Source organism: Bacillus sp. TL12 (genome assembly GCF_022625245.1).
Taxonomy (GTDB): Bacteria; Bacillota; Bacilli; order Bacillales; family Bacillaceae_G; genus Bacillus_A.
This window is the reverse complement of the sequence record NZ_JAJJBY010000001.1, coordinates 199,593-221,913: the sequence shown is the minus strand read 5'-3', so window position 1 is coordinate 221,913 and position 22,321 is coordinate 199,593. Positions and strand designations below refer to the sequence as shown.

The following is a 22,321-nucleotide window of genomic DNA, read 5'->3' as shown; positions in this document are numbered from 1 at the left end:
ATAAAAGTTCTGTATAACAAAACTATAAAGGAGAGAATAAAATGAATCAACATATTGGTAATTTAATTATTCGTATCGTATTAGGAGTAACATTCTTTATGCATGGTTTGGCAAAGTTCCAATCGGGCATTGATAATATTGCAGGATGGTTTACAAGTATTGGTCTACCTGGAGCTCTTGCATACGGCGTAGCGACAGTAGAATTAGTTGGTGGTCTATTATTGATTATCGGTTTAGGTGTACGTTATATTGGATTATTATTCGCACTTATTTTAGTCGGAGCTATTGTAAAAGTAAAATGGTCTGCTGGTCTATTAGGAGATGGAAAGAATCCAGGATACGAATTAGATCTTGCATTATTAGCAATGGGACTTTACCTATTTGTTGCTAAAGCTGAAGGTTTTGTAGATAATTTCTTAAAAGCAACTGTATTCAAAAAAGACTAATCGAAATGGGGGCATAACAATATGAGCTTTCAACTTCATCCCAATACAACACTTGGTTTGGTTCATTTATATGTATCGAATTTACAACAGTCTCTAGCATTTTATACGGATGTATTACGACTGAAAGTGGTAAAAGAAGAAGAGAATATCGCTACACTTGGCAATGAAAATAATGAACCACTTCTTATAATAGAGGAGAAAGAAGATGCTCTTCCAAAACAAAGAAGTCGCACTGGTTTATATCACTTTGCAATCTTACTACCAAGTAGACAAGATTTAGCAAATGTTCTTCGTCACCTTGTGCAGAAAGTATATCCGTTACACGGCGGGGCAGATCATTACTTTAGCGAAGCGATTTATTTAGCTGACCCAGATGGAAATGGAATCGAAATTTATCACGATCGTCAAAGAGAAGTGTGGCGTGATGAAAAGGGAGAGCTGCCGTTTGTTAGCAACCCATTAGATGGTGAAGGATTATTACAACAAGGAAATGAGTGGAATGGATTTCCAAGCGGAACAGTAATGGGACATATTCATTTACATGTTGCTGATTTAGAAGAAGCAAAACGTTTTTATGTAGATGGGCTTGGATTTGAAGTGACGATCCCAGCTCGAAACGGTGCGTTATTTGTTTCAGCAGGTGGTTATCATCACCATGTTGGTTTAAATACATGGCAAGGTGAAGGTGTGCCGCCCCAAATGCAAAATTCTGTCGGCTTGAAATATTTCACAATTGTACTAGCAGATGAAAAAGAAAAAGAGCAAGTATGTGAAAGCTTAAAATATATTGGCGCGGTTGCGACGTACAAAGATGGAGTATTACAAGTAGAAGATCCGTTTGGTCACTGTATTCACTTCATTACAAAGAGAGAAGCCTAATTAAGGCTTCTCTCTTTTACTTTCTTATAATTGCTTTTTCATTTTGTAAAAAAAGTTCATTAAACTGCCTTGCGAGCTCAAAATCAAGTTTCGTTAAACCTTTTGCGTTCCATGATGACAAAGTAATAATGACTGCCTTATACTGAATAAGGATAAATGGATGGTGATTATGTTCTTCTGATAGTTTGGCAGCTTCAGAGACAAATTCGACACCTTTTAAGTAGTCGGAAAACATATATTTTCTTTCAATCCATTTTTCATCTTTTACTGTCCATTTATCTAACTTTGTTAATTCTTCTTGTACTTCTTCATCTGTTAGGCGTTGCATTATTTTTCACATCCTTTATTGGAAGTAGAGCAAGACCATTGTTAATCAAGCGTTGTACAGATTCGTTTTCTGTAAAGATAGAGAGCTGCTCTAGTAATGCAGTAGATGCTTGGTGTCCTTTGTTATGCTCTAAAAGTAATTCTAAAATTTCAAGGCGAAGTAACCATTCTTTTGTATAGAACTTATTTAGTACTTCTTGAATGGCTACTAATTGTTCTACGTGTGAATCTTGTAACACGCCTTCATTTCGAATGCCGCGAACTGTTTGATACATACGATCAAGCTCCGTTAATGTAAGTGGTTCCGGTGTTTCTTCTACTTCTTCATCTACCGGGAAGAATGCAGCTGCATCTGCTGCACCTGGGAATACGGAAGAGATTTTTGCTCCAACAGCCATGTCAAACGCTCCCCATGAAGCATCAAATAATAGACGATCTTTGTAAACCACTGTGCAATCTGTAAATGAAATAAGAGTGATCTTCTCATCGTTTTTCACAATATCCGTTACTGTTCCTTTTACATGAACACCGCTGGCAAAGGATAATTCCGCGCGATTACCGATGATAATGCCTAGTGATTGTAACTTCTCATCTGTGCAATCCTCGAGTGAAACATTGCCTTGTAATAAGCCAACTGGTGTACCAAAGCCATCTTGATGTACAGCTGTAGAATGATTTGGCAATTGCTTATAATTTAGTGCTAACGCTGTCGGTGTATTTGTTTTTATGTAAATGACTTCACCAACATCATTTTGAATCATTTCCACAAATGTACCTGTAATTTGTAATCCACTACTTAGCTCAGCGGTTGCATTGTTTTCAGAACGAATTGCTTTTTCTAATCCTTCTGCACCACCTGTTTTAAAAGCCATTGTTTCAGAGAACTTCTCAAGTGCTTCTGTTAATTCTTCAAATGACTCGCATACAAATAGCTGAGGCTGCATTTTCGTAACATCATAAGTTGTCTTTGTACAAGCTTCAATTGAGAATGGAACTTTTTCTACGGCGTCTGTTAAGCAATACTTACTTTCACCGACAGAAGAAAGCAGGCCAGCTCCGTAGATTTTAGGGGTGTCCACATCTCCAATTAAACCATATTCGACTGTCCACCAAAAAAGACGAGAAATTTGTTCTGCTTCTGATAAGCCAGAAACAAGCTTTTGTTTTTCGAAAACTTCTTTTTCAGCCGCTGCAACTTCTTCGGGTGTAGAGGTTGGACTTTCTTTTACAATTGTTAAAGTACGAACAGCTTCAAAAGCATCATGCTCTTCTTTCGTTGAAAATGCTTTTGCCCCAATTTGTCCAAAGCGTTTTACATATTTTGCATATGTAGAATCAAGTAAAATCGGTGCATGTCCAGCTGCTTCATGAACGATGTCAGGAGCCGGCGTATATTCAATGTTTTCCACTTTACGAATATCTGTTGCGATCGGTAATAAGCCATGCCCTTGGAAATCAAAGAACGCTACGCCAGGGATCAGGCCGTCAATTGTTACTGCGCCCCAACCGCTCGGTGCTAAGCACTCATTCATTTCTTCCACCTTTGGAATTGCATCTATATTAATACCAGATGATTGAAGTCCGTTCACATAGGCCGGATGAGCAACATCTTTTAAAAAGTTATGGTTTTGTCTCATAATGTAACGCCACACAGCGTGATTAACTGGTGTGTACTGATCGTAATGCTGCGTGGATACAAATGGTTTTAAATGCGATGGGATTTCTGTTTTCCTTGTCATTAGATACATCCTCCTTTTTTATCTAAAAAAATGCTATCGTTCTTTTTTACATATATCACCTCCTTTCAAATATTGTAAGCGCTTATAAAATTTTATCATAAGATTCGGAATTATTTAACATTTGTTTTGTGAGAAACAGAAAAAAGCCCATATCGGAAAATCCGATATGGGCGAAAAAATGTGGTATCACCCTAGTTGTAGGCAAGAATTTACTTATTTCTCAGTTACTTTACTTCTAAATCAATTATTTCTTTTGATGTTTTCGTATCGACATTTGCTGCAATTTTATTTTCACCCTACTGCTAAATATTTGCCTTTAGCTCTGGGCTAAATTGTTTTTCCTTTTGCAGCGTTTCGGCATGTGCGCTCAATGCGCCAAAGCTGAAAAAAACGAGTGCCACACTTAGTAATGCAGTTGTAGTTTTTTTCATTGAAACTCCCGCTAATAAAATGTGCCAACCTTCTCAAAATGTATCGATAATTCTCCCGTATTGGTTTGTACAAAACAACATGAATGTTGGCCACATCATAAATTTGACATAACATCACAAAACCTTCAAAAATTCAAAATACTCTTATGGTTTTGTTGATAAAAATGTAAAAATATAGGTTGATTTGTTAGGTTTTTATGGGTTTTGTATATAACAGACTAAATGCGAGGGATGCTATGAAAAAGGGGAAGAGGTGAGATTACATCGTGAAAAAAATGATGGCTAGTTGCTTTATATCTGTAATTCTATTTTTTCTAATGATGTCAGTTAGTAGCGCAGAGAGTACAGCGATTCAAGTTGCTTTCATTCGTGACCATGATCTTTGGATAAAAATCGATGGAAAAGAAAAGCAAATAACAAAAGGAGAGTACATAACAAAACCTAAATGGTCATATGATGGAAAGTGGATTGCATATGCAAAAGGCGAAGAACAAAAAGAGCTCGAATTGTACCAAGTTGTGGATGGGAAAAAAATTGTTCCTTCTCAAACAGAAGCAACGAATTATCAATGGTCACCAGTAGAAAATATAATTGCATTTGAATTTACAGGTACACTAAATACATTTGATGCCGAGAAGAAGAATGCAACGTTTGAAAATGTATCATCAGGTGTAGGTGATTATGCATGGTATCCGGATGGAAAGAGGTTTCTTGTTTCGTCTGAGGCTCAGTTGCTTCCAACAGGTTGGACAGGAGCGCAGCTATACGAAGTACAAAAGGATGCTGGAATGAATCCTAATAAAATGAAACACCTGTATACATTACCGAGTATGCAGGAGGATTTTCTTGCTTATGTTGCAAGCAATTTCAAGTGGTCTTCAAATGGAAAGTGGATTGCATTTTTAGCTGTTCCAACAGCTTCGTGGTCAGCGGATAGTAATACACTTTGTCTGTTGAAAGCGGATGGAAGTTATTTTGAAAAAGTAGATCAAATGTTATTAAATAGCCAGTGGATACAATGGGCCCCATCGAGAAATATATTGGCTTATATTGAAGGAAGCGGAAGATTTGCGATAGAAAATAAACATTTGAAAATAAAAGAAGTACCTGCTCTTCAGCAAGAAAAATTTACTCCGAAAGGATATGTCGACTGGGATTTTACATGGCATAACGACAAACTAATTACCCTTTCAAGAGCAAAAGAAATGGAGTGGGAAAATGAAGAAGAAAAAAGGTCATTACCTTCTTTATACCAAGTAAATATTCAAACAAATCGGCAACGTGAAATTACAACTCCATCAAAAAAATATGGAGATTACAATCCAGTTTATATAAAAAGTGAAAATCAATTGACATGGGTGCGTTCTGACCGTAAAAAGGCAAATATGTGGTTGGCGAATGGGGATGGAGCAAAAGCGAAGAAATGGATTGAAAATATAGATGTACCCCAGCCGTATTATGAAAAGTGGAATTGGGAGGATGTTATTTCCGTAAAAGAGGATTAACAAAGCCACCTAAAATGTACTTTTAGGTGGCTTTTTCTGTTTAGAGTGTGTAATGATTATTTGTGCGTTTTATTTGGTTTCTTTTTCCCTGGATTGCCTTTACCTTGATGTTTTCTGTTCTGCTCGTCCTTTGCTTGTTTTTCGTGTATTGTGTCTAAAAAATCATTTGAGTTACTCATTGATGAATCCTCCTCAAAGTTTCGTTGTATCCTTTTTTACTATAACCATTTAGGATGGAATCATGAATGTAAATTAAAAAGTTGTATAACTTCGGATAGACTCTTCAGCTTTCATCCAAGGTGCAGAAGTTTTATCACTTGTAAAGAAACTATTTATATATCCCTATATTATCATACCAATAAAATAAATTACCCAATTCATATTTTGAGTTCCCTCTTTTAAAGACAATATATGCAAAAATTTTTTTACATATATTGTAATAATGATTTTCAATTTACATATCAAAACTTTTTTACAGGAATGGTAGAAGGAATTGAGAAGAAGATAGAGAAAAGTAGAGACTATGAAAAAAGTAATAGTAAAAAAATATACACATTCATTTTGTAGTGGAAGGGGAAACTATGAAGCTTATTTTTATAAGGCATGGGGAAGGCAAACATACAAAGGATTTACCGAGGAGTTTGCAATTAGAGAATCCACCTTTGACGAAAGAAGGCGAACAACAAGCGCTGTTACTCCAAAGTAGTTTACCACTACAAGAGAGCGATGTATTATTTGCAAGTCCCACGTTTCGAACATTACAGACTGCTGCAATATGGAGCTCGCAAGTAATTTGCCGTAAAATAACTCATCCATATATTTCTCCTCGTATTTTTCCTTATCGTGAAGGAGCAAGAACATTACCATGTGACAGGTTGTTAGATACAAAGGTAATTCAAGAGTTATTTCCTAGTTTTTCTTTAAAGGAAAGTTTAAATGATATGTTATGGAATGAAGGGATAAATACGGTTGCAGAGAAGGAATTTCAGAATAGAGCGGATGCGTTCATCAATTGGTGTTGTACATTACAGGCGGAAAGAGTCTATATTGTTTCACATGACGGAACGATTACGGCATATAGACAGTATTTACAAAAGCAGGTGCTAACAAGAGAGGATTTTTTAGAAGAAACAGGTATATATGAAATGAATGTATGAATGAGTGGAGGAGTTTATTTGAATGTTGCATTAGTAGTTGGCCATAATTCAGATTTAGAAGCACAATCGCTTCGAGCGGTGCTTGAGTATTTTGGAGCAAGAGTTATTACATATTGGATTGGTCGACCTCGGGATTTGATGGATGTTCTTTCAGGGAAAAGTTTATATGAAGATATAGATTATATTATTTTTTGCTTTCATGGTGAAGAAGGGGAATTTGTAATGGGAGAATTAGGAGAAGATGTCTATGAGAAAGATGAACCGAGAGGAAACTTTGGTGTCACTGAAATTAAACAATATGCAAAATTGCATAACAAGTATATTATCAATAGCGGATGTACTTTAGGAGATCCAAAACTTGCGACAGCATTTTTAAATAATGGTGTAAAAGCTTATATAGGCTCAACAGATTATGTGGATGGAAATGCGGCACTTATGTTTACAATCCGTTTATTTTACGGTCTTATTAATCATCAAAAAACTGTGGACAATGCATTTCAGGATGCAAACTTGTTAGATGATGAGACTCATACCTTTCAATTATATAAGTAAAATTGAACGTGTTTATCCGAATATAGGATAAGCACGTTTCACATCTACCACACAATTTTTTTATAAAAAACAGTGAAAATGATTATCAATTATGATATGATATTTTCAAGTTTTTTTACAGGTAATAAAAGTAACTATAAAAATATTAGTTTTTAACGTTTTATGTGATTGTCACAAATTATTCATAATTTACATTTGAAAAATAAGTAACTAATGTTATTATATTACCTGTAACTAAATTAATTACACCTTTAGGAGGAAGATATGGCTATTCAATTTTTAAGAGAGAACAAAGCAGTTTCTTTTGTGTTAGCGGTTATCCGTGTTTATCTTGGATACACATGGCTAATGGCTGGAATCGGTAAACTACAGGGAAAAGGATTTGACGCAACGGGATACTTACAAGGGGCTATTGAAAAATCAAAAGGAGCACAACCAGCGGTGCAGTCTTGGTGGGCATCATTTTTACAAGACTTTGCAATTCCGAATGTGGATCTATTCAACACACTTGTAACATGGGGAGAAATTCTAGTTGGAATCGGTTTAATTGTAGGTTGTTTAACAAAAACAGCTGTCTTTTTTGGCCTTGTAATGAACTTTTCCTATATGTTTAGTGGGTCTCTAGGTGTAAATCCACAAATGGTTATTTTATCTATGTTCGTTTTAGTTGCTGGCATGAATGCTGGGAAAATTGGACTTGATGGCTGGATTGTACCTAAACTATTAGGCTCAAAAACGAAAAAAGGGCAGAAGCAAGCTGCTTAATATATGAAACGGGTATCTCAAAGATGAGATACCCGTTTTTGTTACTTTGTTGTTTCAACTGGATTCTTGTCAAAGAATTCTTTTACATAGCTCATAAATTCTTTCGGTTCTTGGCGGAAGGGTGCGTGATAACCTTTTTCGATAATATGGAAGGTACTATTCTTTAAAAGTTGATGATAAGATTCGCCTTCTTTCCATGATACACTACTGTCATTTCTACCCCAAATAATTAGAGTGGGGAGTTTAATTTCACTAGCATTAATGCGAAGACGCCTAGGCCACATTTTCATTTGGTTATAATGTTCTGTATCGTCGCGTTTAAATTTCACTTTGCTTTCATCATAATCTGTAATAGAAGAAACAGTATGTAAATCATTTGATAACTGGGGTTTAGGTGAAGCGTTTTTATTCGTTAATGATATAGCCCCTGTAGCATCAGTTAAAATGAGATGAGTAACTGCAGCTGGATATAGATATGTTAAATTAAGAGAAATTTCTCCTCCCATGGAGTGACCAAGTACTGCAAATGTATCATAGCCTAATTTTTTCATTAACTTATAGTAAAGGTTGGCGTGATTTGGAAAAGAATAATAAAAATCCATCGGTTTGGATGAATGACCAAAGCCTAAAATATCAACAGAGATGATTGTATGATCTTTTGCTAAGTCTGAATAAATATCGCTAAAACCATTGGAAGATCCGCCAAACCCATGAAGCATAAGTAAAGGTGGTTTTTTCTCCCCAATTTGTTTGAAATAAATAGTTTGTCCGTCTATCTCAACCATTTTTTCATCTGTACTTAATTTTGTTGCAATTGTATTTTTTACTTGTTTCACTTTTTCTACTGGTTTTTCGGTAGCGTTGCAACTTACTAATAATGTGAGAGCAAGGCAACTAACCATAACATATTTTAGCCGCTTCAAATAGGTGTCCCCTTTCTAACATAACGCTGCATCCATCATAGCAAATAAATGGTCGCGATTTCCAGGTAGATGGTTTCCGTTTTTTATCATAAGTGGTGAAATAAGTACTTCTTGAAATCCCTGCGATTCCATGTGTGCTCGAAATGTAAATTGTGAGTGTGGAATATCAATACGGATTGTTCCATTCCAGCTCGTGCAAATAGACTGTAATAATTGAATTGCGTCTTCCTCATGCTTAGCGATAAGAGGGGTAATGCAAAGTGTATCTCCTTTTTGTATACATAATGCAAAAGATTCTATCTTATGGTTTCTTTCTATTTTAAATGCGAGTGTTGCCCTATCTATTAGTATTGAATAGAGCATTGGACGACGTGCTCCTGTTACGGTTTGATCAAGACTAATGAGAGATTGAAGATCATGTTGTCTAATTTCCTTCAAATGAGGGGAATTCATAGATGGATTGGTAACAAATTTTTCGAAGCGATGGATTGTTGTAATTGTCGTGAATCCATATGTTTGGTACAAAGGTACGCCGGCATCGGTTGCGATGAGCATAACAGGAAGAGAAGGTGGTGCGTGCTTTACACAAATATTGAGTAAGGTACGACCGATTCCTTGTTTTTGAAAATTAGGATGAACAACCAGCATACCAATAGAAGAAAATCCGGATTCGGAAGGGAATCCCCCGCCAGTAGCAATTAGTTTTTCGTTATGTGTATAGCCGAATAAACTTCCGATTGATAAGTACATTTCAAATTGCTTTTGCATAAATAATCGAGGCTGTAACCATCCAACAGCTTCACAAAGAGAAATGAGTTGTGAAATACTAGATTCATTTAGTTTGTGTATTTGCATATTGAATCACCACACTTTAAATTTAGTAGAAATATTGTATCACGAAAAAATAAATATTCAGTTATAAGTAGCGGAAATATAAAGTCATAACTTAAAGTTTTGAAAAATCCACACGAACTTCCTTCTGTTTTGTAAAGGTAATCAAGCTTGATAATATAAGACAAAGATATACAAATTATAACTTTAATTTACATAACTTAACAAAATGTTTACATAGCACTAACTTTTCCTTAATAGTTTTCCTTTAAATTGGGTATTGGGAACTTAATAACCTAGTAGGGGGACATAAAAAGTGAAAAAGTTTATGAAGAAAGCATGGCCATTTGCGGTTGTGACATCGTTAGCACTTACTTCAGTAGTAACGTGGGGCGTGACACGTTCGGATGTAATTAAAGCGGACGGAAAAGCAAGTGATCCAAAAATTAAGAATGTAATTGTTTTAATTGGGGATGGCATGGGACCTTCGTATATGACTGCTCATCGTTATATGAAAGATAATCCAAAATCGTTTGAAATGGAGTCAACAGAATTTGATAAACATCTTGTAGGAGCACAAAAGACATATCCAGAGGATGAACATCAAAATATTACAGATTCTGCATCAGCGGCAACAGCGATGGCAGCAGGTGTGAAAACATACAATGCGGCAATTTCGGTGGATAATGATAAGACAGAAGTAAAAACAGTACTTGAACAAGCAAAAGAAAAAGGGAAATCAACAGGCTTAGTTGCGACTTCTGAAATTACACATGCAACGCCAGCGGCTTTTGGTGCACATGATATTAGCCGTAAAAACATGGATGCAATTGCAAATGATTACTTTGACGAGAAAGTAAATGGAAAGCATAAAGTAGATGTTCTTCTCGGCGGCGGTGTGAATAACTTTGTAAGAAAAGATCGCAATCTTACAGAAGAATTTAAGAAGTCTGGTTATAGCTATGTCACAGATCGTGAGCAATTATTAAATGATAAAAATGATCAAATCCTTGGTTTATTTGCACCAGGTGGCTTAGATAAAATGATTGACCGTAATGAAAAAGCACCTTCATTAGAAGAGATGACAAATGCTGCTATCAATCGTTTAAGCAAAAATGATAAAGGTTTCTTCTTAATGGTAGAAGGTAGTCAAATTGATTGGGCTGGACATGATAATGACGTTGTTGGTGCTATGAGTGAAATGGAAGACTTCGAAAAAGCATTTAAAGCGGCGATTGAATTTGCGAAGAAAGATAAGCATACACTAGTTGTCGCAACAGCTGACCATTCTACTGGTGGATTCTCTCTAGGTGTAAACGGTGAATATAACTTTAATGCAGATGCAATTAAAGCGGCGAAACGTACACCAGACTTTATGGCAAATGAAATTGCAAAAGGTGCAAATGTGGAAGAAACATTGAAAAAATATATTGATTTACAATTAACACCAGAAGAAATCAAATCTGTAAATGATATTGCACCATTAAAAGATGTAACGAAAATTGATAATGCAATTGAAGAAATCTTCAATAAACGTTCATTTACAGGTTGGACAACAGGTGGACATACTGGTGAAGATGTGAACGTATATGCATTTGGACCAGGTAAATATCTATTCTCTGGCGTTCAAGAAAATACAAACTTAGCAAAACGTGTCTTCGATATTGTTGGTGGCGGTGACCCTAATAAAGGCAGACAATAGTTTTATGAAGTAAAGCGAGGCATTTCGCCTTGCTTTTTCTTTTTGGGAGGAAGATGGAATGCAAAATTTCATTAAGAAAATAGGATTTGCCCTTATAGTTGGATTATTGTTAATAGGATGCCAATCTCATCAAGAAACACAGAAAAAAGAGATAGAGAAAAAAGAAGTCACGGTGAAACAGGAACTAAAGATACAAGTAACACCGGAAGATGAAAAAGAAGTTCGAAATGTAATTGAGGCGTTTGTTCAAACAACAAATGAAAAGAATTTTAATCAACATATGGCTTTGTTTTCGGACAAAATTGTTGGTGCTGAAGATTTACGAACACAAAAAGAAGCTTCATTTCAAAAAGAAAGCAAGAAAATCGAACTGAATCATGTTCAAATCAAAGACTCAAAAAGTGATTTTGTTATTGTGGAAACAGAAGAAAAAGAGATAGATAGTGGAAGGACCCTTCAAAAAAAGGTGCAATATGCACTTGGAAAAGAAGATGAGCATTGGAAAATTGAAGAAGTTCGAACGATAGAAAGGAAATAAAAAGGTTCCCGCAGGAGGAGAACCTTTTTTTATAATGGAAGTAAAATTTGGCTTGAACAGGCTTCAATTTCATCGATATCTTGGCGAATGGTTGCCATTTTATTATCAAGCTCTTCAGCTTTCATGGCAGCATCATGAAGTTCATCTTTCAAATAATCGGGAATATTCCCTTCATATTTATAATAAAGTTTATGTTCTAAACTTGCCCAAAAGTCCATCGCAAGTGTACGCAATTGAATTTCTGCAAATACTTCTTTTGTACCAGAATTTAACGCTAGTGGATACTTAATGATCATATGCAAACTTTTATATCCATTTTGCTTTGGATTAGCGATGTAGTCTCTTACTTCTATAATTTCCATATCCTCACGATTTTCAATGACTTGTTTTAAGTGATAAATGTCTTCCACAAAGCAACAGGTAATCCGGATGCCAATAATATCTTGCAAATGTGTTTGCGCGTTTTCAATTGTTGGTGCTAAATTTTTGCGTTCAAGTTTTTTAACGATGCTATCAGGTTGTTTTAATCGTGTTTTTATATGTTCAAACGGGTTATAGTCCTCTAAAAATTGAGCTTCCCGGTTCATAATTTCAAATTTTGTTTTCAACTCTTCTAAAGCGAATGTATAAGGTAATACAAATGCCTTCCAATAGTTAACCGTTGATTGATTATATTTCATTTATATACACACCTTTTCATATTTGCAAATAAGGTTGCTTATTTATACTAAATACCAAATCATATAAGCACATGCTGCAAATGATGAGATCATAAAACGGTACTTAGGTTTCATTTTTTTCTCTCCTTTCTAATTTAAAATTCATATATCAATAAATTGGATTGTTAGTAAATTGATTATGTACAATTCTAATAGTAATAGATTGATGTGAACTTCGTATGAACTAATTGTTTCGGTTTTTTGTCTTTTTAGAGTGGTTGTAAAAAATGTGGTACTACGGCCATTAATATAGGATAAACTTCTTTTGAATGGAGTGGGGAATATATTTTTAATTGCACAATTGACAAAAGAAATAATAGCGTTTAATATATAAATCGTAATCATTACGTTTTAGTTGCGATCTTTGAAGAAAAGGAGGCTTACATATGCGTGTAAACATTACATTAGCTTGTACAGAATGCGGTGATCGTAATTATATTACGAAGAAGAATAAACGAAATAATCCGGAACGTATTGAACTAAAAAAATATTGTCCACGATTAAAGCGAGTGACGTTGCATCGTGAAACGAAGTAAAGCAGCTAGAGAAATCTAGCTGTTTTTGTTTGGAATCAAGCAATCTTTTTGAGAAAGATGTTATGATGGGTAAAACTGGAAAAGGGGAAGGCTGGATGAATTCAAAAAATGAAGAGAGAAGGAAACAAGCCGCACATATTATCGAAATTCCGGATGAGTATCATCTTGTTGTAGATGATCAAAAGACAGTAGATGATCCATTCCATGTATTGTTTTGGGAACATCAAGATGATGCAGAGAAGAATATACAGATTTCCGTAAATAGACATACAGGCGAACTAATTGAATTGGATATCGAGGATGAGGGTTATTTCCAAATTCAGGATGGAGGAATAAGTGAAGAAAAGGCGAAAGAAATTGCTCATTTGTTTGTAAGGAAACATATCCCAAATGAATACGCGGATTATACATACGTGTATGTGCGAGATTGGTGTGGAATGCCAGCGGTCCATTATTTACAAGAAGTAAATGGATATCCATTGCCGAATACAGAGTGTGTTGTCCGTGTTCATCCATCAGGTAATGTTGTAGCGTTTCAGCATTATCATGGATTAAAAGAAAAGCCAATATGGCCAGAGTCAATTGTTGATGAGAAGATTGTTTTAGAAGAGTTAAAAGGTAGGCAGAATATGAGACTTGTATTTGCTCATTTACTTCCTGAGCTATGTCAGTATGAGAATGGAAAAGAGGTAAATGGATACCGTCTCGTCTATGAGCCGGAGCCGAGTGTAGCGTTTATTGATGCATCTACAGGAAAAGATTTACATGGACCAGAACACTATCAATCACCTCCCGCAGTAGCGGTAAGTGTACCTGAAAATAAGGATAAGCAAGAAACAATTGTTTTTCGTTTACTTGCTTTGGATGAGAAACAATTTGTGAAAATATTTGAAGATGAGAGTGATAATAAGATAAGGATGAAATTTGTTCAAAAAAGAGAATTGGAAAACGAACAAGAAGAGAATCAGACTTACTTAATGAAGGGTTTTTATAAAAAACATTCCCCTATGATGAAATATGAGAACCCGATGCTAATTGAAAGTGATAAAGAGTCAGGTACATTGCTCGATTATTTTAATTTGGCTTCTGGGGGAGAGCGAAAAGTAATATTGTCACGAGAAGAATGTTTAGAAAAAGCACTCCAATTTTTAACACAAGTCATTCCAAATATGGAAGAGCATTTGAGACTTTGGGATAACTATGACGAAGAGGAGAGCCCAGGTAGGTTCTTCTTTGAGGTGTATGTGAATGAAATTCCGGTTGAAGTATCGTTAGGTATAATTAATATAGATACAGAGACGGGGGAAGTTTTAATGTATAGCGGGATATTACCACGTGTAATAGAAGAGCTATCTACTTATGAAACCAGCGCAAGGGTGCGGAAAGAACAAGCATTAGCAATCTATAGAAATGCCCTTCGTGTTGAATTACAGTGGCATGAAAATAACGATATAGATACACCGAAATATGACTTGATTTATAAACAAACGACAACTGAGAGTAGTGAAACGTATCATATTGATTTTTTCATGAGAAGAGAAATTCGCTATATAGATGCACATACGGGAGAGGCAATTTGGAGTAAATAGGACAAATTTTAAGAGATTCTTGTGGTTATGCCACAAAAATTTTTTTATGCGTTTCTATTCTTAAATGGGTACAGACACAAACGACCACCCGCCCACATACACATAGTAAAGACCACTATTTTGGCGGAGGTGAAGAGTTTGAGTCTATTCGCCGCAATTGGATACATGATTCGCGAAGTGTTTATATTTGTTTCCTATGTTAAAAATAACGCATTTCCACAGCCGTTGTCATCAGATGATGAAAAAAAATACTTAGAGCTGATGGAGCAAGGTGATGCTCACGCGAGAAATCTTTTAATTGAACATAATTTACGGCTTGTGGCTCATATTGTTAAGAAATTTGAAAACACAGGTGAAGATGCAGAAGATTTAATTTCTATCGGAACGATTGGGCTCATTAAAGCAATTGAGAGTTATTCAGCAGGGAAAGGGACGAAGCTGGCGACATATGCGGCTCGTTGTATTGAAAATGAAATTTTAATGCATTTGCGTGTACTGAAGAAAACAAAAAAAGATGTTTCACTTCATGATCCGATCGGGCAAGATAAAGAGGGGAATGAAATATCGCTTATTGATATATTAAAATCCGAATCAGAAGATGTAATTGATATGATCCAGCTCAGCATGGAATTAGAAAAGATTAAGGAGTATATCGATATTTTAGATGAACGAGAGAAAGAAGTCATTGTAAAAAGGTTCGGACTTGGTCTTGATAAGGAAAAAACGCAACGAGAAATTGCGAAAGCATTAGGGATTTCAAGAAGTTACGTGTCACGGATTGAGAAACGAGCGCTGATGAAAATGTTTCATGAATTTGTTCGAGCAGAGAAGGAGAAGAAGGGGAAAGCATAAGGTGTGTGGGGCGGCTGTCGTTCGAGTGCAGCCGTTTTTTCTTTTGACGAAAAGGGAATAAAACAAGAAACTATATGAAGAAATATACCGTTCACTGTTGAAAATGCCGAGTTCTATCTGTAATATTAGAAGGTGCTAACGAATTTAAGGATGAAATAGTACCTATTCTTTCTTTTTACATAGTGGATTTGCTTTATAATCATTGAACATAAAAAACATTTTTAAGAATTTTACTGTATGATATAGAAAGAAAAGAGGGGAAAGCTAAACTTAATTGTTGCATTAAGAATTATTAGGAGGTTTCGCGGTTTGCGACGTACATTATATCGATTCATGATCGAACTTACAAACGGTCGTTTTACTTCTTATATATTACGTAAATTTGCACAATCTCGTTTAAGTTCTATTATTATTTCGTCCTATGCCAAAGTGTTTCAACTGAATCAGGATGAGATGGAAAAGGATTTAAAGGAGTACAAGACGCTTCATGAATTATTTACACGTAAATTGAAAGAAGGAAAACGAGAAATAGATGCAGCGGCATCAAGTGTTGTTAGTCCAGTTGATGGGGTATTTGCTGATTATGGCCCTATTGAAGAAACGAAAATATTTCATATTAAAGGCAAGCGTTATTCAATTGTGGATATGCTAGGTAATGAAGAGCGAGCAAAGCGTTATGCCGGCGGTACATATATGGTTATTTATTTAAGTCCAAGTCATTATCATCGTATTCATAGTCCTCTCTCAGGCACTGTGACAGAGCGGTTTGTACTTGGAAGGAAATCATACCCGGTGAATGCAGCAGGGATGAAATATGGAAAAGAACCGTTGTCAAAGAATTATCGTTCTATTACAGAGGTTGATAGTGAAGGACAACATATGGCACTTGTAAAAGTAGGAGCTATGTTTGTAAATAGTATTGAGTTACTTCATGAAAGAAATGCTGTTCAAAAAGGTGAAGAAATGGCATACTTTACTTTTGGTTCAACAGTCGTTTTACTGTTTGAAAAAGGAATGGTTAAAGTTGTTCCAACGTTAATGAGTGGACAAGAACTTCGCCTTGGTGAAAAAATTGCAACTCGCTTATCTGATGGTAGCGAACAGTAAAAGTTCTATCGCAAAATTGTGAGGGCACTAAGAAGTTAGATGAGCTTACGTGCTAAGTGAAAAGTTCCTATTGAGGAAAGTTTCATTTTATTTAAAGAGCCATCTTGAGGATGGCTCTTTTTACAGGTGAAGCAGTAATCTATATACTCAAGACGATTTGACAAGCTTGTCCTCTAATGATCGCCGGATGATTTCTTGTTTTATAAGTAAAATGAAGTCAGGATTTAATTTTAGTTCTTTTGCTTTATAATAAGACTCAGTGAGTAACTCAGTAGATAACTGTTCCATATGTTTTGTTTTCAAGGTGAGTCACCTCCGATAAAAAGGATAGGTTCTTTGTTGCATCTACTGTATCAAAAAAATATGATAGTCACAAATGACTGGTTATCCACATATAGCCGTGGATAAAATGTGTGTGGATTGTTAATAAATTAAGAATTGACTGAAAAAATAATGTGGAAAATGTGTACAATGTTATCCACAAGTGACTTATCGAAAAATGTTGTCGAAAAATTTTATGAAAACTCCTCAAAGAGGTGAAAGAAATTGAAATTGTTTTTACCAAATGAATACGTAAAAAACGTATATCATGTTCAACCAGAAGATTTAAAAAAACGCGGGATTAAAGGGATTATAACTGACTTAGATAATACTTTAATTGAATGGGATCGTCCGAATGCAACACCTAAGCTAGAGCAATGGTTTTTAAAAATGAAAGAGCAAGGCATTCAAGTAACGGTCGTTTCGAATAATAATGAGCAACGTGTAAAGGATTTCGCAGATCCGCTAGGCATTCCGTTTATCCATAGCGCACGTAAGCCATTTGTTCGTGCTTTTAAGCGTGCGATACGAAAAATGAATTTAGCAGCGGATGAAGTAGTTGTTATTGGAGACCAATTGTTAACAGATGTACTGGGTGGAAATCGCGTTGGCTTATATACAATTTTAGTCGTACCAGTGGCTCAAACAGATGGATTAGTAACACGCTTTAATCGAAAGATTGAACGAAGAATTATGAGAAATATGAAGAAAAAAGGTTTAATTAACTGGGAGGAATAAAGTTTGACTGAAACAATTAAATGTATTGGTTGCGGTGTAGAGATTCAAACAGAGAATAAAAATGAAGTTGGGTATGCACCAGCTTCATCTTTAGAGAAAGAACAAGTGATTTGTCAGCGATGTTTTCGTTTGAAACATTACAATGAAATTCAAGATGTGTCTTTAACAGACGATGATTTCCTTCGTATTTTAAATGGAATTGGTCAATCAGATGCGCTTGTTGTCAAAATTGTAGACATTTTTGACTTCAATGGTAGCTGGTTACCAGGTTTACATCGTTTTGTAGGAAATAATAAAGTATTGCTTGTTGGAAATAAAGCGGATTTAATTCCGAAGTCGGTAAAACACGATAAAGTGAAACATTGGATGCGTTATAGTGCGAAGCAGCTCGGTTTAAAACCAGAAGATGTTTTCTTAATTAGTGCAGAAAAAGGACAAGGTATTGGTGAACTTGCGGAGGCGATTGAACAGTATCGCGACGGTAAAGATGTATACGTTGTAGGCTGTACGAATGTTGGTAAATCTACATTTATTAATCGCATGATTAAAGAATTTAGTGAAGAAACTGAGAACGTGATTACAACATCTCATTTCCCAGGAACGACACTTGATTTAATTGATATTCCATTAGATGAAACATCTTCTTTATATGATACACCAGGAATTATTAATCACCATCAAATGGCACATTACGTTGGGAAGCAAAGCTTAAAGCTGATTACACCTACGAAAGAAATCAAGCCGATGGTATTCCAATTAAACGAAGAACAAACATTATTCTTCGGTGGATTAGCACGTTTTGACTATGTGAGTGGTGGGCGTCGTGCGTTCACTTGTCATTTCTCAAATCGTTTAACAATTCATCGTACAAAGCTTGAAAAGGCTGACGAATTGTATGAAAAACATGCTGGGGAATTATTAAACCCACCAACTCCAGAAGAACGAGAAAATATGCCTGAGCTTGTGAAGTATGAATTTAATATTCGTGAGCCAAAAACAGATGTTGTATTTTCTGGTTTAGGATGGGTTACTGTAAATGAGTCTGGGGCAAAGATTGTGGCTCATGTACCAAAAGGAGTTAGTGTTTCACTACGTAAATCTTTAATTTAATATGGAGAGGGATTTATGAAACAATTATATGGTGTAATCGGGAATCCAATAGGACATTCATTGTCGCCGCTTATGCATAACGATACATTTGAAAACTCAAATATAGATGCTCATTATCATGCGTTTCTTGTAGAAGAGGACACATTAGGGGAAGCGGTGACGGGTTTAAAGGCATTAGGAGTTTCAGGATTTAATGTTACAACTCCGCACAAAGTTTCAATTATGAAATATTTAGATGAAATTGATCCGTTAGCGAAGCAAATTGGTGCTGTGAATACGGTCGTTCATAGAGGTGGAAAACTGATTGGTTATAATACGGATGGAATTGGGTATGTTCGTTCTTTACAATCAATTAGTAAAGATCCACTTGATCAAAAGCGTATTTTATTACTCGGTGCAGGTGGAGCGTGCCGCGCTATCTATTTTTCTCTTATAGACGCAGGAGTAAAAGAAATTGATATTGCCAATCGCACAGTGGAAAAGGCAACTCAGCTTATTGCTGGGTGTCAAGCGAAGATTACATCGCATGCTCTTTCGTTAGAGCAAGCAACAGAAAAACAAAAAAATTATGATATTATCATTCATACGACAACGATAGGAATGCATCCACATGTCCAAAATACACCGTTGCAAATTCGGGCTTTGAAACAAGGAACGATTGTTTCGGATATTATTTATAATCCCTTTGAGACAAAGCTTTTGCAAGATGCGAAAGCGAAAGGGGCAATTGTGCAAAATGGAATCGATATGTTTGTTTATCAAGGAGCACTTGCATTTGAAATGTGGACAGGATGTATGCCAAATATCGAAAGAATGAAACAACTAGTAATGAGAAAGCTTGGAGGCTAACTATATGTTAACAGGAAAACAAAAGAGATTTTTACGTGCAAAAGCACATCACTTAACACCGATTTTTCAAGTTGGAAAAGGCGGCGTAAATGAAAATATGGTAAAGCAAATTGCAGACGCATTAGAGGCTCGTGAGTTATTTAAAGTGAGCGTGCTACAAAACTGTGAATTTGATCGCCGTGAAGTTGCAGAAGAACTGGCTAAAGGTGCAAGAGCAGAAATCGTTCAAGTAATTGGAAGTACAATTGTTTTATATAAAGAATCAAGAGAAAATAAACAAATCAAACTTCCATAATAGCAGTTTATTTTGCTCAGATGTATATAGGTCGTTTCCATAGCTTATGCCCGCTATGTTTGGGGTAGTTCTTGCTAATAGGGTTTAGATCAATTGAGCTTTTACGGGCAGTAATCTTTCCATATATTATTTCGGGAAGATTACTGCTTGTGAACTAAAGGGGGCGTTTCGTTTGAAAAAAATCGGAATCATTGGCGGCACATTTGATCCGCCTCATTATGGACATTTGTTAATTGCAAATGAGGTGTATGATGCACTTGCGCTTGATGAAATATGGTTTTTGCCGAATCAAATTCCACCTCATAAACAGGATCGCAATATTACAGGTGTGGAAAATCGATTAGACATGTTAGAGTTAGCAATTGGGCAAGAGGAGAGTTTTTCGGTTTGTTTAGAAGAGCTAAAAAGAGAAGGTCCATCCTATACATATGACACTATGTTACAATTGACAAAGAAGCATCCGGATGTGCATTTTTATTTTATTATTGGTGGAGATATGGTGGAGTATTTACCAAAATGGTATAACATTGAAAAATTACTTCAGCTTGTAACTTTTGTTGGAGTTGCAAGACCGGGGTACACACTAAATACGCCTTATGAAATCGTCACGGTAGAGATTCCGGAATTTGCTGTTTCATCCTCCTTACTACGAAAGAGGTATAAGGAGAAGAAAACGTGCAAATATTTGCTTCCAGAACAAGTACAGGTATATATCGAGAGGAATGGGTTGTATGAATCGTGAGAAAGCACTTGAGATTGTAAAACAACAAATGCATGAAAAACGTTATATACATACAATTGGTGTAATGGAAACAGCAATTGAACTTGCTAAGCTATATGGCGTGGATGAAAAAAAAGCAGAAATGGCTGCTATATTTCATGATTATGCAAAATGTAGACCGATTCAAGAAATGGAAGACATTATTAAGCAGGAAGAGCTGCCGAAAGATTTACTTCACTACAACAAAGAGTTATGGCATGCGCCAGTTGGGGCATACTTAGTAGAAAAAGAAGTCGGCATTACGGACCATGAAATCCTGCAAGCTATTACATATCATACAAGTGGTCATGAAAAGATGACAATGCTTGATAAAGTTATTTATGTGGCAGATTATATTGAACCTGGCCGTAAATTTCCAGGTGTGGAAGAAGCGCGGAGATTAGCACAGGAAGATATAAATAAAGCTTTATTATTTGCATTAAAACGTACGATTCAATTTTTAATGGAAAAGGATCAAACAATCTATCCGTTAACATTTCAAACATATAATGCAATCTTGAAGGAGGAAATTACTGAATGAAAGATAAAGAGTTATTAGTATTAGCAGCAAAAGCAGCTGATGATAAAAGAGCAGAAGATATGGTTGTACTAAACATGCAAGGTATTTCACCGATTGCAGATTATTTTATTATTTGTCACGGAAATTCTGATAAACAAGTACAAGCGATTGCACGTGAAATTAAAGCGAAGGCACATGAGTTCCAAATTGACGTACAACGTATGGAGGGCTTCGATGAAGCTCGTTGGGTTCTAGTGGACCTTGGTGATGTGGTTGCGCATGTCTTCCATAAAGATGAGCGTGATCATTATAATTTAGAGCGTCTATGGGGCGATGTGCCACGTGAAGATATTACAGAAGAGTTAAGCCAATGAGATATGAGCAATTCGCATTGTTGTATGATGAACTCATGAATGATGTCCCATATGATAAATGGGTAGAATTCACTGAGGAAAGTCTGCAGCAGGCAGGCTTGAAAGAGGCGGAAATTCTTGATGTAGCGTGCGGGACGGGGAATGTAACACTTCCGCTTGTGCGAAAAGGTTATGACATGATTGGTGTCGATCTTTCGGAGGAAATGCTAACAGTCGCCCAGCAAAAACTTGGAGGAGAAGGGCATTTCATTCCTTTTTACCAACAAGACATGAGAGACCTGGATGTTCCAGGTGAATTTGATTGTGTGACAATCTTTTGTGATTCATTAAATTATGTACTGGAAGAAGAAGGAATACAAGAGACATTCAGACGAGTATTCCACCATTTGCGTCAAGATGGTCTATTCTTGTTTGATGTACATTCTTTATACAAAATTCATCATGTATTTCAAAATGAAACGTACACAGTCAATGGAGAAGAGATAGCTCTTATTTGGAACTGCTTCCCTGGCGAAGAGTCAAATAGTATAGAACATGATTTGTCATTCTTTGTACAGGATCCAGAGGAAGGTGTATACCATCGTTTTGATGAATGTCATATACAACGTGCCTATTCAGTCGAATTAATAACAGAATGGCTTGAAGAAGCTGGTTTTACAGTGCTTCGTGTAACGGGGGACTTTGAACGAATGGAAGTAACTGAACAAACGGAACGTATCTTTTTTATGGCGAAAAAGAATGGCTAAAAAACAAAAG

At 35.9% G+C, this 22,321-nt stretch carries 27 protein-coding genes and 1 pseudogene; 20 read left to right on the top strand and 8 right to left on the bottom strand.

The features are described from left to right. The first annotated feature begins 41 nt into the window (after positions 1-41). Together LOK41_RS01260 and LOK41_RS01255 are read left to right on the top strand one after the other, a co-directional pair. The gene (locus tag LOK41_RS01260) at positions 42-446 is read left to right on the top strand and encodes a DoxX family protein (RefSeq protein WP_174098928.1); all 405 of its coding nucleotides are present in this window, start codon (positions 42-44) and stop codon (positions 444-446) included. Positions 447-467: 21 nt separating this feature from the next. After that, positions 468-1,325, top strand: coding sequence for a VOC family protein (locus tag LOK41_RS01255; RefSeq protein WP_241814833.1), 858 nt, complete (start codon positions 468-470; stop codon positions 1,323-1,325). A 16-nt stretch (positions 1,326-1,341) separates the two neighbouring features. On the opposite strand, the gene LOK41_RS01250 is transcribed toward LOK41_RS01255, so the two are convergent. From LOK41_RS01250 to LOK41_RS29210, 3 genes and pseudogenes are all read right to left on the bottom strand, one after another. Further along, a complete protein-coding gene (locus LOK41_RS01250; RefSeq protein ID WP_241814930.1) occupies positions 1,342-1,656 on the bottom strand; it encodes a 4a-hydroxytetrahydrobiopterin dehydratase in 315 nt (104 codons plus the stop codon). Next, a complete protein-coding gene (locus LOK41_RS01245; protein ID WP_241814832.1) occupies positions 1,634-3,391 on the bottom strand; it encodes an aromatic amino acid hydroxylase in 1,758 nt (585 codons plus the stop codon). The genes LOK41_RS01250 and LOK41_RS01245 overlap by 23 nt, the downstream gene beginning before the upstream one ends. 305 nt (positions 3,392-3,696) lie before the next feature. Next, positions 3,697-3,822 (bottom strand): annotated as a pseudogene (locus LOK41_RS29210) (serine protease); the annotation flags it as partial. Positions 3,823-4,097: 275 nt separating this feature from the next. On the opposite strand from LOK41_RS29210, the gene LOK41_RS01235 reads away from it, so the two are divergent. Continuing rightward, a complete protein-coding gene (locus LOK41_RS01235; RefSeq protein WP_277818445.1) occupies positions 4,098-5,327 on the top strand; it encodes an eIF2A-related protein in 1,230 nt (409 codons plus the stop codon). A gap of 56 nt (positions 5,328-5,383) precedes the next feature. On the opposite strand, the gene LOK41_RS01230 is transcribed toward LOK41_RS01235, so the two are convergent. Next, positions 5,384-5,506 carry a DUF4023 domain-containing protein gene (locus tag LOK41_RS01230; protein WP_000071859.1) on the bottom strand — a complete coding sequence of 41 codons (123 nt, stop codon included), beginning with the start codon at positions 5,504-5,506 and terminating at the stop codon, positions 5,384-5,386. A gap of 402 nt (positions 5,507-5,908) precedes the next feature. Between LOK41_RS01230 and LOK41_RS01225 the strand changes: the two genes are divergently transcribed. The 3 genes from LOK41_RS01225 to LOK41_RS01215 all read left to right on the top strand — a co-directional run bounded on the left by LOK41_RS01225 (position 5,909) and on the right by LOK41_RS01215 (position 7,801). Next, positions 5,909-6,484 (top strand): histidine phosphatase family protein, encoded by a 576-nt coding sequence (locus LOK41_RS01225; protein WP_241814830.1) that lies wholly within the window; start codon positions 5,909-5,911, stop codon positions 6,482-6,484. Beyond that, positions 6,485-7,036 carry a delta-aminolevulinic acid dehydratase gene (locus tag LOK41_RS01220; protein WP_241814829.1) on the top strand — a complete coding sequence of 184 codons (552 nt, stop codon included), beginning with the start codon at positions 6,485-6,487 and terminating at the stop codon, positions 7,034-7,036. It abuts the gene before it with no gap. 264 nt (positions 7,037-7,300) lie between these two features. Then, a complete protein-coding gene (locus LOK41_RS01215) occupies positions 7,301-7,801 on the top strand; it encodes a DoxX family protein (RefSeq protein ID WP_174098934.1) in 501 nt (166 codons plus the stop codon). Between the two features lie 41 nt (positions 7,802-7,842). Here LOK41_RS01215 and LOK41_RS01210 read toward each other — a convergent pair whose 3' ends face one another. Further along, on the bottom strand, positions 7,843-8,724 hold the full coding sequence (locus LOK41_RS01210; protein WP_241814828.1) for an alpha/beta fold hydrolase: 882 nt from the start codon (positions 8,722-8,724) through the stop codon (positions 7,843-7,845). A gap of 15 nt (positions 8,725-8,739) precedes the next feature. After that, positions 8,740-9,579 carry a GNAT family N-acetyltransferase gene (locus tag LOK41_RS01205; protein WP_241814827.1) on the bottom strand — a complete coding sequence of 280 codons (840 nt, stop codon included), beginning with the start codon at positions 9,577-9,579 and terminating at the stop codon, positions 8,740-8,742. A gap of 292 nt (positions 9,580-9,871) precedes the next feature. On the opposite strand from LOK41_RS01205, the gene LOK41_RS01200 reads away from it, so the two are divergent. Both LOK41_RS01200 and LOK41_RS01195 read left to right on the top strand, forming a co-directional pair. Then, a complete protein-coding gene (locus LOK41_RS01200; protein ID WP_241814826.1) occupies positions 9,872-11,257 on the top strand; it encodes an alkaline phosphatase in 1,386 nt (461 codons plus the stop codon). A 58-nt stretch (positions 11,258-11,315) separates the two neighbouring features. Further along, positions 11,316-11,795, top strand: a complete 480-nt coding sequence (locus LOK41_RS01195; RefSeq protein WP_241814825.1) for a Cif family virulence factor — start codon at positions 11,316-11,318, stop codon at positions 11,793-11,795. Between the two features lie 29 nt (positions 11,796-11,824). Here LOK41_RS01195 and LOK41_RS01190 read toward each other — a convergent pair whose 3' ends face one another. Next, positions 11,825-12,475 carry a GTP pyrophosphokinase gene (locus LOK41_RS01190; protein ID WP_241814824.1) on the bottom strand — a complete coding sequence of 217 codons (651 nt, stop codon included), beginning with the start codon at positions 12,473-12,475 and terminating at the stop codon, positions 11,825-11,827. 425 nt (positions 12,476-12,900) lie between these two features. Between LOK41_RS01190 and rpmG the strand changes: the two genes are divergently transcribed. From rpmG to LOK41_RS01170, 4 genes are all read left to right on the top strand, one after another. Continuing rightward, on the top strand, positions 12,901-13,050 hold the full coding sequence (gene rpmG / locus LOK41_RS01185; RefSeq protein WP_001265619.1) for a 50S ribosomal protein L33: 150 nt from the start codon (positions 12,901-12,903) through the stop codon (positions 13,048-13,050). A 95-nt stretch (positions 13,051-13,145) separates the two neighbouring features. Continuing rightward, a complete protein-coding gene (locus LOK41_RS01180) occupies positions 13,146-14,639 on the top strand; it encodes a YcdB/YcdC domain-containing protein (protein WP_241814823.1) in 1,494 nt (497 codons plus the stop codon). A 138-nt stretch (positions 14,640-14,777) separates the two neighbouring features. Beyond that, positions 14,778-15,491: an RNA polymerase sporulation sigma factor SigK gene (gene sigK, locus LOK41_RS01175; protein ID WP_026589857.1), complete on the top strand. Its 714-nt coding sequence runs from the start codon at positions 14,778-14,780 to the stop codon at positions 15,489-15,491. Between the two features lie 309 nt (positions 15,492-15,800). Beyond that, on the top strand, positions 15,801-16,598 hold the full coding sequence (locus LOK41_RS01170; protein ID WP_241814822.1) for a phosphatidylserine decarboxylase: 798 nt from the start codon (positions 15,801-15,803) through the stop codon (positions 16,596-16,598). Between the two features lie 147 nt (positions 16,599-16,745). Here the strand turns inward: LOK41_RS01170 and sda are convergent, their stop codons facing one another. Beyond that, positions 16,746-16,901 (bottom strand): sporulation histidine kinase inhibitor Sda, encoded by a 156-nt coding sequence (sda, locus tag LOK41_RS01165; protein WP_000850094.1) that lies wholly within the window; start codon positions 16,899-16,901, stop codon positions 16,746-16,748. 243 nt (positions 16,902-17,144) lie between these two features. On the opposite strand from sda, the gene LOK41_RS01160 reads away from it, so the two are divergent. The 8 genes from LOK41_RS01160 (at position 17,145) to LOK41_RS01125 (ending at position 22,311) form a co-directional block, all read left to right on the top strand. After that, positions 17,145-17,657 (top strand): YqeG family HAD IIIA-type phosphatase, encoded by a 513-nt coding sequence (locus LOK41_RS01160; protein ID WP_174098942.1) that lies wholly within the window; start codon positions 17,145-17,147, stop codon positions 17,655-17,657. Positions 17,658-17,660: 3 nt separating this feature from the next. After that, on the top strand, positions 17,661-18,767 hold the full coding sequence (gene yqeH / locus LOK41_RS01155; protein ID WP_174098943.1) for a ribosome biogenesis GTPase YqeH: 1,107 nt from the start codon (positions 17,661-17,663) through the stop codon (positions 18,765-18,767). 15 nt (positions 18,768-18,782) lie between these two features. Further along, positions 18,783-19,616 (top strand): shikimate dehydrogenase, encoded by an 834-nt coding sequence (gene aroE, locus LOK41_RS01150; RefSeq protein WP_241814821.1) that lies wholly within the window; start codon positions 18,783-18,785, stop codon positions 19,614-19,616. A gap of 4 nt (positions 19,617-19,620) precedes the next feature. Further along, entirely contained in the window at positions 19,621-19,911 is a 291-nt protein-coding gene (gene yhbY, locus LOK41_RS01145) for a ribosome assembly RNA-binding protein YhbY (RefSeq protein WP_017150751.1), read from the top strand. A gap of 172 nt (positions 19,912-20,083) precedes the next feature. After that, entirely contained in the window at positions 20,084-20,653 is a 570-nt protein-coding gene (locus LOK41_RS01140; protein WP_241814820.1) for a nicotinate-nucleotide adenylyltransferase, read from the top strand. Continuing rightward, the gene (gene yqeK, locus LOK41_RS01135; protein WP_241814819.1) at positions 20,643-21,212 is read left to right on the top strand and encodes a bis(5'-nucleosyl)-tetraphosphatase (symmetrical) YqeK; all 570 of its coding nucleotides are present in this window, start codon (positions 20,643-20,645) and stop codon (positions 21,210-21,212) included. The genes LOK41_RS01140 and yqeK overlap by 11 nt, the downstream gene beginning before the upstream one ends. Then, positions 21,209-21,565: a ribosome silencing factor gene (rsfS, locus tag LOK41_RS01130; protein WP_016116389.1), complete on the top strand. Its 357-nt coding sequence runs from the start codon at positions 21,209-21,211 to the stop codon at positions 21,563-21,565. The genes yqeK and rsfS overlap by 4 nt, the downstream gene beginning before the upstream one ends. Beyond that, positions 21,562-22,311 (top strand): class I SAM-dependent DNA methyltransferase, encoded by a 750-nt coding sequence (locus LOK41_RS01125; protein ID WP_241814818.1) that lies wholly within the window; start codon positions 21,562-21,564, stop codon positions 22,309-22,311. Before rsfS ends, LOK41_RS01125 begins: the two co-directional genes overlap by 4 nt. Positions 22,312-22,321 lie beyond the last annotated feature (10 nt).